This is a genomic window from uncultured Microbulbifer sp. (genome assembly GCF_947504145.1).
Lineage (GTDB): Bacteria > Pseudomonadota > Gammaproteobacteria > Pseudomonadales > Cellvibrionaceae > Microbulbifer.
In genome coordinates this window covers 411,063-425,341 of sequence record NZ_CANNGQ010000003.1, presented here as the reverse complement: position 1 = coordinate 425,341, position 14,279 = coordinate 411,063, and the positions used below count along the sequence as shown (strand labels likewise).

At 59.9% G+C, this 14,279-nt stretch carries 10 protein-coding genes; 8 read left to right on the top strand and 2 right to left on the bottom strand.

Annotated features, from left to right (window positions below):
- Positions 1-67: 67 nt before the first annotated feature.
- On the top strand, positions 68-1,069 hold the full coding sequence (gene msrP, locus Q1A74_RS12550; protein WP_299596440.1) for a protein-methionine-sulfoxide reductase catalytic subunit MsrP: 1,002 nt from the start codon (positions 68-70) through the stop codon (positions 1,067-1,069).
- Positions 1,070-1,080: 11 nt separating this feature from the next.
- A complete protein-coding gene (gene msrQ / locus Q1A74_RS12545; protein WP_299596437.1) occupies positions 1,081-1,701 on the top strand; it encodes a protein-methionine-sulfoxide reductase heme-binding subunit MsrQ in 621 nt (206 codons plus the stop codon).
- A 63-nt stretch (positions 1,702-1,764) separates the two neighbouring features.
- Here msrQ and Q1A74_RS12540 read toward each other — a convergent pair whose 3' ends face one another.
- Positions 1,765-3,720 (bottom strand): PhoX family phosphatase, encoded by a 1,956-nt coding sequence (locus Q1A74_RS12540; protein ID WP_299596434.1) that lies wholly within the window; start codon positions 3,718-3,720, stop codon positions 1,765-1,767.
- A 291-nt stretch (positions 3,721-4,011) separates the two neighbouring features.
- On the opposite strand from Q1A74_RS12540, the gene Q1A74_RS12535 reads away from it, so the two are divergent.
- The 3 genes from Q1A74_RS12535 to Q1A74_RS12525 all read left to right on the top strand — a co-directional run bounded on the left by Q1A74_RS12535 (position 4,012) and on the right by Q1A74_RS12525 (position 9,308).
- Positions 4,012-6,168: a TonB-dependent receptor gene (locus tag Q1A74_RS12535; protein WP_299596432.1), complete on the top strand. Its 2,157-nt coding sequence runs from the start codon at positions 4,012-4,014 to the stop codon at positions 6,166-6,168.
- Between the two features lie 180 nt (positions 6,169-6,348).
- Positions 6,349-8,286: a phytase gene (locus Q1A74_RS12530; protein WP_299596429.1), complete on the top strand. Its 1,938-nt coding sequence runs from the start codon at positions 6,349-6,351 to the stop codon at positions 8,284-8,286.
- A gap of 107 nt (positions 8,287-8,393) precedes the next feature.
- Entirely contained in the window at positions 8,394-9,308 is a 915-nt protein-coding gene (locus tag Q1A74_RS12525; RefSeq protein WP_299596425.1) for an aldo/keto reductase family oxidoreductase, read from the top strand.
- A gap of 284 nt (positions 9,309-9,592) precedes the next feature.
- Here the strand turns inward: Q1A74_RS12525 and Q1A74_RS12520 are convergent, their stop codons facing one another.
- Positions 9,593-10,549 (bottom strand): hypothetical protein, encoded by a 957-nt coding sequence (locus tag Q1A74_RS12520; protein ID WP_299596422.1) that lies wholly within the window; start codon positions 10,547-10,549, stop codon positions 9,593-9,595.
- Between the two features lie 224 nt (positions 10,550-10,773).
- Here Q1A74_RS12520 and Q1A74_RS12515 point away from each other — a divergent pair, with 224 nt between their 5' ends.
- Genes Q1A74_RS12515 through Q1A74_RS12505 form a run of 3 tightly spaced genes read left to right on the top strand, consistent with a single transcriptional unit; the run spans position 10,774 to position 14,266 of the window.
- On the top strand, positions 10,774-12,327 hold the full coding sequence (locus tag Q1A74_RS12515) for an alpha/beta fold hydrolase (RefSeq protein ID WP_299596419.1): 1,554 nt from the start codon (positions 10,774-10,776) through the stop codon (positions 12,325-12,327).
- Positions 12,324-13,079, top strand: a complete 756-nt coding sequence (locus Q1A74_RS12510; RefSeq protein ID WP_299596416.1) for an ATP-binding cassette domain-containing protein — start codon at positions 12,324-12,326, stop codon at positions 13,077-13,079. Before Q1A74_RS12515 ends, Q1A74_RS12510 begins: the two co-directional genes overlap by 4 nt.
- Entirely contained in the window at positions 13,076-14,266 is a 1,191-nt protein-coding gene (locus Q1A74_RS12505; RefSeq protein ID WP_299596413.1) for an ABC transporter permease, read from the top strand. The genes Q1A74_RS12510 and Q1A74_RS12505 overlap by 4 nt, the downstream gene beginning before the upstream one ends.
- Positions 14,267-14,279 lie beyond the last annotated feature (13 nt).

Sequence of the window (14,279 nt, the reverse complement as noted above, 5' to 3'; positions counted from 1 at the left end):
GAACAAACTCATTTTCACCGACCATGGAGTGCGTGGTCACTTTGTAGAACAACGCTGGAGCCAGAACGTGCTGATCAAATCGCCGCCACCGAAACTGCTCACTGAAGCACATGCGACTCCCGAGTCCGCTTATGTTTCCCGCCGTACCCTGATCAAGGGGGTTGGTGCGGGAATTGGCGGGCTGCTGCTCGCGCGAAACGCGCAGGCACTGGACCTGTTCGGGGCTGACAAACCGCAAGCCGCGCCGCGCAAGCCTCTCGATTTTGCGGCCGATAAGCCCGCCCCCGAGCTCGCCCTCACGCCGGAAGCCAAGGTCACCACGCACAATAACTTTTACGAGTTCGGTACCGGCAAGACGGACCCGGCAGAACACAGCCAGCAGCTGAAAACCGAGCCCTGGACCCTGACTGTAGAGGGAGAGGTGGAAAAGCCGGGGACGGTGGATGTGTGGAAGCTGATGGGTGAGATCGGGCTGGAGGAGCGCATTTATCGCATGCGTTGTGTGGAGGCCTGGTCCATGGTGATTCCCTGGGTGGGGTTCGAGCTGGGCAAGTTTCTGAAACGGTTTGCGCCTACCAGTCGCGCCAAGTACGTGGCTTTCGAGACACTGTACGACCCGGAACAAATGCCCGGGCAGCGCAACCGCTACGTGGGAGGTGGTGTGGATTACCCGTACGTGGAGGGGCTGCGTATGGACGAGGCCATGCATCCGCTGAGTATCCTCTCCGTCGGGCTCTACGGCAAAACCCTGCCGCCCCAGAACGGCGCGCCGATTCGGTTGGTGGTGCCGTGGAAGTACGGGTTCAAGGGGATCAAATCCATCGTCAAGATAAAACTTGTGGAACACATGCCTCCCACCAGCTGGAACAAGCTGGCGCCGCAGGAATACGGTTTTTTTGCCAATGTGAATCCCGCGGTGGATCACCCCCGATGGTCTCAGGCCAGCGAGCGTTTTATTGGTCCCGGCGGCCTGTTCTCAGTCAAGCGCCAGCCGACTCTGCCATTTAACGGTTATGCCGAAGAGGTGGCGAGTCTTTACTCGGGTATGGACCTGAAGAAGTTTTATTGATGGCTGGCTCGGTGAAAAAAACAGCTTGGCGCAAAAGGTTGGCGATCGCGCTACAAATCTGTGTGCACATCGGTGCGCTGCTGCCCCTGCTGTGGTTGTTTGTTGCGGTCAACGACGGACGCCTGGGCGGGGATCCGGTAAAAGAGTTGATTCACTACCTGGGTATGGGGACTCTGCGGCTGCTGCTGCTTACCCTGTTGGTGTCGCCGTTCGCGCGGGCACTGCATTTCGGTCAGCTGAACCGCCTGCGCCGTCCTCTCGGGCTGTGGTGTTTCACCTGGGCCACACTGCATTTCAGTGCCTGGCTGGCGTTGGACCTCGGGCTGGACTGGTCATTGATCGGTACTGAACTGGTGAAGCGCACTTATATTCTGCTGGGCTTTTCTGCCTGGTTGATCCTGTTTGCGCTGGCGATCACATCACTGCCGGCATTGATGCGCCGGATGAGAAAAAACTGGAAGAAGCTCCACGGGCTCCTGTACCCGGTGGTGCTGCTGGCCTGCTGGCATTTTTGGTGGTCGGTGAAAAGTGGCTGGATTGAGCCCGCGATTTATTTTGCCATCGCGCTCGTATTACTGGTGTGGCGGCGCGATTCCATTTCCCGGTGGTTCGCTTCCCTGCGATCATCCTGAATGACACGCCCGGTGTGATTTCTTTGGAACCACCGGGCCTGCCAAAACGTGAACCGCAAAAAATCAGCTTCCTACAATCCCATCCTCATCTTTCCGGATAGCCAGGACCGTCGGCCGCGGTGGCAGGGTCGGGTCATTGTCCGGCCAGCGATGCAATGGATTATCGAACGTCGAGTCGTCCGCATCCGCCGGGTGCTGAACAGCGACGAACAGTGTCTTGCCATCTGGGGTAAATTCCGGCCCGCAGATTTCTCCACCTTCCGGGCAGCCAAAGAAATGCTTGGGTGCCGCACGCAATTCTCCTTCGGTGGCCATCGCCCACAACCCATCGTGAAAACCGAAGCTTTCGCAGCCATCGGTGGCAACCCACATATTGCCCAGCCCGTCGAACGCTACATTATCCGGGTTCGCAAACCAGCCGTGGGCAGAAATATTACCGGGTTGCTGCTGGCCATAGGCGCCGCGCTCGGCGGGGTCTTCCGCGTTGGGATTGCCGCCCAGTAAAAACGTGTTCCAGCGGAAGGTGTTGCTGGCATGGTTTCGGTTTCCGCTGCGCCCGGGCGGCACGATTTCCAGTACGTGGCCGGCGGTGTTGCGCGCGCGCGGATTTGCGGGGTTTTCTTCACCCGCCAGACGCTTCCTGTTTTTGGTGAGCATGACATAGGTGCAATCGTTTGCCGGGTTGGTTTCCACATCTTCCGGGCGGTCCATTGGCGTTGCACCCATTAACCTGGCAGCGCGGCGGCAGTCGATCAGCACATCGGCCTGATTGCGGAATCCATTTTCCCCTGTCAGCGGTCCCTGGCCGAATAGGAGCGGCAGCCAGGTCCCGGAGCCATGCTCGTTAAACTGCCCGGCATACAGAGTGCCCTCGGTCAGCAAGGTGCGGTTGTGTGCGTTTTCTCCCGGGCGGTAAATACCCCGGGATACAAAGCGATAGACAAACTGGTGCGCTTCGTCATCGCCGCCGTACGCCACGATGGGCTCGCCGGGTTTGCTCACCACGGTAAAGCCTTCGTGCTCGAAGCGGCCGAAGCCGGTGAGTTTACGCGGGGTGGATTCCGGGTCGTAGGGGTCGTATTCCACCATCCAGCCGAACCGGTTTGGCTCGTTGGGCTCAACGGTGATGTCGAATCGACGGTCGTAGTCGCCCCAGTTGCGATTGTCTTCGGCGATGCCAAAGGCGTGGTGATTGCGCGCTTCTACTTCGTCCGCCACGTTGTCCGGGTCACCCTGGAAGGCGCCGCCAAATCCTTCCTCGGCAATCAGTACCGTTCCCCAGGGCGTTTTGCCGCCGGCGCAGTTACCCACGGTGCCGAACACGCGGGTGCCGCTGGGATCCTCGTTCGTTTGCAGACGCTTGTCGCCAGCGGCGGCTCCGACAATATCCATCGCCGTGGTGAGGGAGATGCGCCGGTTGTAGGGGCTGCCCAGTACCGGCTGCCAGCCAGTCGTGGTCTTCTCGACTTCCACCACTGTGTGGCCGCAGGCCTGCTGCTCCACCGCGATATGGTCATCGCTGGTGCCGCGGATCGAGTTGTCCTCGGTATAGCCGGAGAACATCAGGTGGGGCTGGGTGTACTCGTGGTTGACGCACAGCAGGCCGCGTTCGCTATTGCGGCTCAAGCTGTGTCTGTCGCCCTCACCGGGGGCGGCATCCGGGTCCAGGGGCATAAAGGCAATGAAATCATTGTTGTAGCCGAAGCGGCGGGACTGTTCACTGGCGTCGAGCTTTTCCGGCACAAACTTGTCGGCGAAGGCATCCAGAGGGTCGCCCCAGCTCATCACCCGATCGGCGCTATAGCCTTCCGGTATGTGATGGTTGAAGTCCAGCCGGTGGGGGATTTCCGCAAACCCCAGGTTGTCGGATTCCGCAGGTTTCTTCTCTGCGGAACATCCCGGCAGCAGGGTCGCGCCGGCCGTGGCTGCAGTCGCTGCGCCGATGGCCTTGAACAGGGTGCGGCGCTGTGGGCTGGCGGGTGCCTGATCCTCGGCGGCGGGGTGTTTTGTGTCAGTCATAAAACGTTCACCAATTATTCATATCTGCTGTCAATGAGGCCTGGCAATAGCCTGCGCTGCTGGTTGCCTGGCTTTGGGGCCTTTTCTGTCGGCAACAATAACGGCGCAATATGACAATTTTAAAAAAACCGTAACGCAACGTTCACATCTCAAGATTAGCCTGCGCCCACAAATCAACAGGTCGGGAGCGGGATATGCAGTTTTTCCCCTCCATACAACGGCCAACCAACTGCTTCTGCAATCAGTAACACCACTTTCCGATGACTGGAAAGAAATGGGGAACGGGGAATTATGACCAAGTCTGTATTCAATCTGAAAATGGTGGCGCCTCTTGCCGCCGCCATCATCAGTGTCAACGCCGCTGCGCAGAGCTCAGCCAACGAAATGGCCGCCATGACCGCAGCCTCCGGCGTGGAAGAGATCGTAGTAACCGGTACCAATGTGTATCGCGACCGCACCGACGACATCAACCCGACGCTGTCTTTTGACCTGGACTTCTTCCAGCGCTTCGAGCCGCTGACCGTAGGCGAAATGCTCAAGCGTACCCCGGGCGTTGCCTTCACTTCCGACGTGCTCGAATACGATGCGGTCCAACTGCGCGGTATGAACGCCGAGTACACCGAAGTATTGATCAACGGTCGCCCGATCCCGGGTCAGGGTGCCGATCGCACTTTCTTTGTAGACCGTATTCCTTCCGAGCTGGTTGAGCGCATCGAAATCATCCGCTCGCCTTCTGCGGATATGACTTCCCAGGGCGTTGCCGGCTCGCTCAACGTGATCCTGAAAGATGGCGCCAAGCTCGATGGCATTACCACGCGTCTGGGCAGTACCTACTACGCCGACTCTGAAGATTTCCGCACCATCGGCTCTGCGGCCATTGCCCACGCTGGTGAAGGATACGACTTCTGGCTGGGTGCCAATATCCAGGAGCGCTATAACCCGAAGCGCAAAACGGAAGAGTATTACGATGAAGAAATGCTCGAAGGTTACGCTTTCGAAGAAGATACTCGCGACGGCAACGACAGCTCCCTGAACGGCTCTGTTGGCTTCCAGCTTGATGACACCTCTGAGCTGCGCTTCAACGGTTACTACGTATTTACCGACCGCACCGAAAATGAACTGGTCACCGAGTACGAAGGCGACGTGGTAAGCCGCACCGAGGGCGATCTGGTAGCCATCGCCACCCAGGAAGAACAGATCGACCAGACCAGCTGGGGCATTGATGGCCTGTACGTTACCTCTCTGGGTGGAGGTGAACTGGAGCTGAGTGCGGCCCTGTCCCAGTTTAAGGAAGACACCGTCAACTTCGAGACCGAAGAAGAATTTGACGATGGTGTTTCCGAGGGGGTGGAAACTGGCGACGAAGTACTGTTTATCGAAGACCAGAACTACTCGCTGGAAGGCAGCTACAAAGTTGCCCTTGGCGCCACCGAGCTGAAAACCGGCCTTTCGTTCGGTGCCAGTGAGCGCACCGGCATGCAGGCTGGCTTTTTTGACGTGGAAGCGGATATCGAAGAGACCCGCGTCGCACCCTACGCCAAGCTGACTTACGACATGTCTGATGAGCTGAGCCTGGAAGGTGGTCTGCGCTACGACATCTACGAGCGCGAAGTTTCCAACGAAGACGGTAGTGCCACCAGCGACAGCAATGAGCTGCTGCCGTCTCTCAGCCTGCGCTGGGACATGGATGGGGACAACCGCGTGACCGCGTCCGTTGCGCGCACCCTGCGCCGCCCGGAGTTCGACCTGGTTTCCCCGTTTGAAGAGGACGAGACTCCGGACGATGAAGACATCACCGTGGGCAACCCGGATCTGCAATCCGAGCTGGCCTGGGGTTTCGATCTCGGTTTTGAGCACCGTCTGCCGGGCCGCGGCATTGTGGGCGTGAACTTCTTCTACCGCGACATCGATGACGTGATCGAGCTGACCGACACCGGTGTGGACACCGAAGCCGGCGGTGCTCTGTTCACGCCGATGAACGTGGGTAGCGGCACTTCTCAGGGTGTCGAATTCGACATTTCCATGCCGCTGGCCTTCATGGGCCTGGAAAACACCGGTTTCTACGCCAACTACGCGTACCTCGACTCCGAGATCAAAGACCCGTTCACCGGCGAGATGCGCACCTTCCGCAACCAGCCGGACTCGGTGTACAACATCAGCCTGACCCAGGACATCCCTGGCTTCGGTGGCGCCGGTGTCTCTTATCAGAAACGCAGCGAATCCCTCGAGACCGAGTTTGAGGAATACGTGATCACCGAGTACGACGGCAACCTGGAAATGTTCATCGAGTGGAATGTGACTCAGCAATCGGTTCTGCGCTTCAGCGGCACCAACCTGCTGGATCAGGAGAAGGTCGAGTACATTCGTGACTACGGCGAGCCGGTCAACGAAATGCAGTTCGAAGACAGCACGCCGACCTACAGCCTGACTTGGCGCTCCGCGTTCTAAGTTAGGGGTTCAGGTCATGCAAAAGCCCGGTACCGGTGGAAGTCGGTGCCGGGCTTTCTGCTATTTTTAAACCATGAAATCAGTTAGTCACCTGTTTGCCATCTTTCTGCAATCTTGGGGGCGTATTTTGGCTCCTCCTGCAGTCAAAGGACTGGCCAATCTCAGACAGACGAAAGCATTATGTCGCGAAATACCTTTTTAAGAACCACTGGCGCATTGGCGCTTGCCGGCCTGCTCAGTGCCTGCGGACCTCAAATCGAGAAGTCTGCGGAAAAGCCCGCCCCCCTGACATCGCAATCAGAGTTCGCACTCAGTGATGTGATTTCCAGCCAGCTCGCACCATTGGCGCTGGGCGGCAGTGAATACCTGCTGCTGGCCAGTGAAAAGCGCGGCCTGGTACTGGTGGATGCCGAAGGCAGTGAAAAGCTCGCTCTCGACGGCGGCACCGTGGAGCGCTTTGCCCTGCAGCAGCTGGAAGAAAACAGTTGGCTTGTGGCGGTGTACGATGAGGACAGCGCTGAGCTGCAACTACGCCTGCTGGATCTAGAGGACGGCAGCCCGCGCATCCGCTACCTGGGCGCTATGAGTACCAGTGCGCCCCAGGTGGCCATGTGCTTTTCCCGCCAGGCCGGCCGCACGCACTTGTTTGCTATCGACGAAAATGGCCTCGGTCACGAATACGTGGTGCACCCCCGCGAGCAGGCCTGGCAATTTACCGGCGTGCGACCGTTGTATTTTGGTGAGCAGGTTTCTTCCTGCGTGGTGGACGACCGCAGTGGAAAACTCCTGGTTGCCCAGCCGCCACTGGGTATCTGGACCCTCAATGCCGACGCGGAAATGGACGAGGAGCGGGAGGTGTTCGCCACTTCCTCCGCCCTGGCGGCCGACGAATTTGGCGGCTTGTGGCTGGATAGTGTCAGCGGCAACCTGTGGCTGACCGCCGGTGACAGGGTCCTCGCCTTTAATATCAATACCCCCCGTCAGGGGCCGCATTTTGTGGAAGCACTGGCGGAAATGGAGCCGGTGTCCGCCGCGGTCTTGCAGGGCGCATTGCTCGCGTTGGAAGAAGAGAGTGACCAGGTGCACCGCTTTGCCGTGACCCTGCCGGAGCCCGCTGCTGAAATGCAGGCCTTCCGCGGCCCGGTAGAAATCCCGCGGGTGCGCGCCAGCGGCCAGACTGCGCCGGTTACTTCCGGTGGCGATGCCGCGGATGACCCTGCCATCTGGGTTAACCCGGTCAATCCGTCTGCCAGCTTGATTCTGGGTACCGACAAGAAAAGCGGCCTCAATGTTTACGACCTGAACGGCAAGCTGGTGGAACACTTCGCGGTCGGTCGCGTCAACAATGTAGACCTGCGCCCGATCCAGCACGGCAAGTTTGTGGCCATTGCCGCCGCCACCAACCGTACCGACCCCGGTGTGAGTCTGTTCGGCATCAGCGCCGCCGGGCAGGTGGAATACCTGGGGCTGCGCAATCTGGATATGGAAGACCCCTACGGGCTGTGTGTGTACCGCAAGGGTGCCGACCTGATGACCTGGGTGTCGGACAAGGAGGGCGCGGTGCAGTTGCTGCAGATAGTCCCCGGCACTGGCAACGTGGACTGGAGCCTGCAGCAGGTCGCCTCTCTAGCGGTGGAAAGCCAGGTGGAAGGTTGCGTGGTGGATGACGAGATGCAGACGCTGTTCTTCGGTGAAGAAGATGGTGGTATCTGGCGTCTGGATATCGCCGCCTTCCTGTCCCGCGAAGCCAAACCGCAGTTGATCGCCGCGGTGGATGGCGAGCGCCTGGCAGCCGATGTGGAAGGTATGGGCCTCTACCATGCCGGCGACAAGAGCTATCTGGTGGTATCCAGCCAGGGCAACAACAGCTACGCGCTGTTCAGCCGCGATGGCAGCCAGTTTGTAAGTAACTTCAAGGTGGATATCAACCTGGACAAGAATCTCGACGGCAGTTCGGAAACCGATGGTCTTGAAGTGTCCAGTGCGGCCTTTGGTAGCCAGTACCCGCAAGGCTTGCTGGTGGTGCAGGACGGCCGCAACCGTATGCCGAGCCAGGCACAGAACTTCAAGTTGGTATCCTGGGCGGATATTGCGGAAACGCTCAATCTGCCCCAGTAAGTGCAGCGTAAGCCTGTGGGTCTGAATCCGCCCCGGCAGGGGCCGATTCAATCCCGGCAGTAGTATGCGAAAATCCGCCGGTATCTTTTGATCCGGCGGATTTTTTTATGCAGTGCGTTACCTCTCTCCTCGCTCCCGAACTTTCACTGTCCCGTATCGCCTTCGGTCTCTGGCGCCTTACCGACTGGAGTTACTCTCCCGCCGAGCGCATTGTTTTATTTGAGCAGATGCTGGACCTGGGAGTAACCACTTTTGATCTTGCGGATATCTACGGTGACTATCGCTGCGAACAGTTTTTTGGCGAAGCGCTGAAATTGAAGCCGCAGTTGCGCGAACGGATGGAAATCGTCAGCAAGTGCAGTATCCGCCTGGCTGGCGAAGCGTCCGGTGCGCGTATTAATCACTACGCTACGGACGGCGACCATGTGCGCGGTGCGGTGGAAGCCAGTTTGCGGGATATGGGTATTGAGCAGATGGACCTGCTGTTGCTGCATCGCCCGGACCCGTTGATGGATGCCGAGGCTCTGGCAGCAGTACTGGAGCAGTTGGTGGCTGAGGGCAAGGTAAAACACCTGGGGGTGTCCAATTTCCTGCCCCATCAGGCCGACCTGTTGCAGTCCCGCCTTTCCCTGCCACTGGTGGTTAATCAGATCGAAGTTTCTCTACTCCATTCCCAGCCGATGTTTGACGGTCAGCTGAATCACTGCCAGCAACACAATATTATCCCCATGGCCTGGTCGCCGTTCGCCGGTGGGAGGCTGTTCAGTGGCAATGACGAAGGTGCAGTGCGTGTGCAGCGGGAGCTGCAACGCCTGACCCAACTGCGCGACCTGAATCCGGAGCATGGCCCCATGCAATTGGCGCTGGCGTGGCTGTTGAAGCACCCATCAAAGGTGATCCCGGTACTCGGGAGCGGTAACCCCAAAAGACTTGTGGCGGCCCTGGGGGCTCTGGAAATGGAGCTGGATCGTGAAGAGTGGTTTGAATTGCTGCGTGCTGGGCGTGGGCGGGATGTGGATTGATTTGGCTGGAGTGGTATTTCTTCTCTAGCTGTTCCGGTGGTGCCGGCACCCAGGCTTCAGTCTGATTTGATCTGCCTCGTAAGCTATATCCGGACAAAGGATGGTCGAAGTGCGTAGGGGGAGTTGCAGGTACTGACGCCGGGGGAAGTTCGCGAGACCTTCAAAAACAGGATGTTTTTGCAGAGCCCCCAGGGATGGGTTCACGGCGTGTCTCGCGAACTTTCACCGGCGTCAGTGCCGCCACTGGAAGTGCTACGAAGTACCAAAAGCTACGGAGCGTACAACTATCCGACGTAAGCGTTCTCAGGCACCAGATCGTAATTTACATCCCCGAGATCAAAATGCTCGAGGGGGGCCAGTTGCATGGGCACCCGGTAGCAGCGCAACAGGTCGTCCCCACGGCGATCCATGACTTCCAGATCGTCGCCGGCGATACTGTGTAGCAGGCGGTCAAACTCAGTGACCGCGGAAGCGATTACCGTTTTGTATTCGAGTTCATCCCCCAGCTTGATATAGCGCGCCTCGCCACTGGCGATTTCGATGCGCAGCCAGCCCGGACCGCGGTCGGCACCGGTCACACCCAGCACCAGCGCACCATGCTGGTCCTGACACAGCGGCGCCAGCTCGTGCACAGAGGGCTCTGCCTCCACTTCAACGCCAACCCACACCCAGCCCGGCAGGCCAATGCGGGTCAAGTGCCATTCAGACAGCCACACCGTCTGGTCATCGTCCACCCGGAACTCACTGTATTCTTTCTGCCCGCCGCGGCTCGCCAGATTCACGTTCGCGTCCGGATTGTCCTTGCGGAAGGTGTTCAGCTGCTGGGTCATCTCGTAATTCACTTCCCAGTGCTTGCACAGTCGCCACTGCATCGGGTACTCGCCCCATTCCACCAGGTATTCCTCGCGCTCGCGGATCGTCTCCGCCACGCGCCAGAAGGCACCGTCGATAAGAATGCAGGTGTCGCCCGGCTTGCTGCCGGGGGCGATGATGCTGTGTTCCGGCGAGGCTTCGGAAGCATTGACCACATGCTCGCTGCGGCCCTCGATGACCTCGTACCAGGGGAAACCGTGGCGCAGAGGAGGCGGGAAAGCGAGGGGAGGGCGGCCAGCCAGTAGGCGGCGGAAGAGCACCGACTTCTCGATTTCCAGATCGGAGAGGGTATAGCCCTCTTTTTGCGTGATCTGCCCCCAGGCAAAGGCTGCCCGTACCAGTTGTTTTTCTCTGTCTGAAAAGCTCATTTTTTCGGTGGGGTGTCGGTGTCTATTAATTATTCGATATAAAAACGACCGCAAACGATACCACCGAGCGTGCCGGGGTGCCACGACTATCGCCGGGAACACCGGCAAACCGTGGGCGGGAGCGGAAAAAGTCCGGTAGACTGGCTGAGTTTGCCGACAGCGCCACGGGGTCGTCGGCACATCAGGTATTCATATAAAAGCAGCACAGAAAGCAGGAGTGGGTATTGGACTCAAGGAAGCCTCTTATTTCCAGTCGGTTGCGTTACTGGTTGGGTCTATCACTGATTGGCGGGGCGCTCAGTGTCGGTGCCATTGCCGAATCCCCGGCAACTGACGCCCCGGGAGCGTCAGCCGGGCTTGAAAGCGAACCCTGCTACGCCGACGGTTGGCCACAATCTCTGCGCTGCTATCACGTGCCCGTCAGCCAGGAAGGCGATGTGCAGTTATCGGTACTGGTGGCGCCGGCGGTGAACAGTGGCCAACACGAGCCCCTGTACCTGCTCGCCGGTGGTCCGGGGCAGGCGGCCAGCGATCTCGCGCGGCTGCTCAACCCTTTGCGCAAACTCAACCGGGAGCGGGACATCGTGATGGTGGACCGCCGCGGGGGCGGCCGTTCCGACGCTTTCGACTGTGGGCTGGGTGCCGATACGCCGAGCAGTATTGAGCTCTTTACCGCGCAGATGGCGGTCTGCTATATCGGTGCGGGTCAGCGACCACTCACTATTAATAGCCGTCAGACCGTGGACGACCTGGAAACCGTGCGCCAGGCCCTGGGGCACACTCGCATTTCCCTGTGGGGCGGATCCTGGGGCACGCGCACCGCACTCCTGTACCAGCAGTGGTATCCGCAGTCCCTGCAGAGCCTTGTGCTGGACGGCGTGGCCCCGATCGACACCAAGGTTTTCCTCGCGGCGACAGCGGCAGAGTCGGCGCTGCAAGAACTGGAGCAGGCCTGCAGTGAAGATCTGGTGTGCGCCGGGTTTGGCGACTGGCGCAGTCAGCTGGACACCCTGCTGGCCAACTGGAGCGACGAGCAAGCGGGCAACTTCCCCGATCCGTTTACCGGACGCGCGGTGGAAGAGCCGGTGGAAACCTGGATGCTCGCCGGTGCGGTGCGTTCGGCGCTCTACGATCCCGCTGCCGCGGCACAGTTGCCCTACGCGGTAACAGAAGCGAGCCGTGGCAACTTTGCGCCTTTGTCCGGGATTCTTGGATTGTTTGCCGATATGGAGGGGGCCATGTCCATGGGGCTGACCCTTTCAGTAGCCTGTGCCGAAGAGATGAATCGCATTGACGCCGGGGATATTGCGCGGGACTCCGCGGATACCTTTATCGGCGATATGTTTGTGCGCATCTTTGTCGAGGGCTGCAAGGTATGGCCGGTACCGGCCCGTCCCTACGATACGCCGGAGCCCCGCGATCATCCGATACTGCTGATCTCCGGCACCGCCGACCCGATTACGCCACCAAAATATGCGGATGAGCAGCTCGCCTACCTGCCCAATCAGCAGCACCTGGTGGTGCGCGGTGGCGGCCATATCAATTCCGCGCGCGGCTGTGTACCTGACCTGATTCTGCAGTTTCTCGACCAGCCGGATACGGCGCTGGATGACAGCTGTCTGGCGGATATCCGCCGGCCGCCATTTACTGCCGCGGCCTTTGGGCCCGCATTGATGCCAGATCTGGCCATCCCGGAGGCAGACTCAATACTCGCTGGTGGCGAAACCAGTGACGAACAACCCTCCCCGGAAGAAGTTGCAGGAGGTGACCAACGATGATTCGCGTCGACAATATCTGCAAATCCTTTGAAGGCCAGCCGGTGCTGCGCAACCTGAGTTTCGAGGTGCCGGACGGGCGCATTACCGCGTTGCTGGGCGCCAATGGCGCGGGCAAGACCAGCTGCCTGCGTATTGTGTGCGGCTTGCTGCAGGCGAATTCCGGTCAGGTACTGGTGGGGGATGCCGACCCCGCTACGGATCCGATGGCGGTGCGCCGCCAATTGGGTGTGGTCGGTGACCGCGAGGGCTTGTACGAGCGCCTTACTGTGCGCGAGTACTTGTCGGTGTTCGCCGAAATGCAGGGGCTTTCCGGTGCGGTACTGCAGGAGGCCCTGCAGGCGGTACGCGACGAGCTGGAGTTGGACGGGCTGTGGAATCGCCGTACCAAAGGTTTTTCCCAAGGCGAGCGCATGAAAGTGTCGCTGGCGCGCGCGCTGGTGCATCGGCCCCGGCACCTGATTCTCGACGAGCCCACTCGCGGCCTGGATGTGCTCGCGGTGCGCCTGTTGCGCAAGACCCTGCTGCGGCTGCGGGCCGCAGGCACCACCATCCTGTTTTCCAGCCACGTGATGCCGGAAGTGGCTGAACTGTCAGATCGGGTACTGGTGATGGCGGCAGGGCAGATTGTAGGGGCCGGGACTCCGGAACAGCTGGCCGCAGCGACCGGTTGTACCAGTCTCGAAGACAGTTTTGTGGCGCTGGCTTACGGGCAGCGTCCTGCAGTGGCGCAAGCAGAAGGAGAGCCGGCGTGAGTTCACGAGCAGTTTTTCAGGGTTGGAAACAGATGGCGCCGCTGTTGCGCAAGGAGCTGCTGGAAGCCTGGCGGGACCGCCGTGCACTGATCATGGCGGTGTGCTTTTCACTGATGTTCCCGGTGATGCTGGCCGGGGGTACCACCTTCATGGTGAAAAAGCAGAGCGAGGAAGTGACCCGGGTGGCGCTGCTGGGCGCCGAGCGCGCGCCGCTGATCAGCGAGCGGCTGACGTCGCCGAACCTGGACGTGGATTCTCTGGGGGAGGGTTCGCCGCGCGAGTTGCTCGCTGAGGACTACGATGTGGTACTGGAATTCAGTGATGACTTTGACCAGCGCTATCAGGACTTCCGCGCCCCGCAGGTATACCTCTATGTAAACGGCTCCGAGTCCACCAGTGGCCGCGCCCAGCGCGATGTGCAGGAGCGTCTCGGCGCTCTGCAGCAACTGGTGGTTACCCAGCGTCTCACGGCGCGCGGTGTGGCGCCGCGCACCTTGTCGCCCTGGCGGGTGGAAACCCGGGATGTGAGCACTCCCTCAAGCCGCGGCGCGTTGATTCTGGCCACGGTGCCGGGGTTGCTGATCATGACCCTGTTTGTCGCCTGTCTCTCCACCGCGGTAGACAGTTCTGCCGGCGAGCGCGAGCGCCTGAGCCTGGAGCCGCTGCTGTTGCAGCCCCTGGCCGGCTGGCAGATTATCACCGCCAAGACGGTCGCGGTGGCCAGTCTGGGCTGGCTGGGGTCACTGCTGGCCATTACGGCGCTGGTGTTATTGATGCCAATCATGCCGCTCACCGAGCTGGGCATTCAGCGTGCGACTACTGTGAGCGGCGTGATCACCATGGGCCTGATCATGTTGCCGCTGGCGCTGCTGGTGGCGGTATTGCAAATACTCCTGGCGCTGCGTTCTCACTCATTCAAAGACGCGCAGACTCAGCTGAGTATTTTCCAGATTGCCCCGCTGGTGATGCTGATGATGCTGGATATCGCCCAGGTAAAACTGGCCGAGTCCTGGCAACTACTGCCGCTGGTGGGGCACCAGCAGTGGTTGAAAGGCCTGTTGATTGGCGACTGGGTGTCTCCCGGCTGGATGTTGTCCGGTTCACTGGTAACGCTCGGCCTGGTGGCTGCGGCGGTGATGACGGGCGCCCGGGCCCTGCGCCGGGAAAATCTGCTGTCGGCCAGTTGATGGCGATCAATCG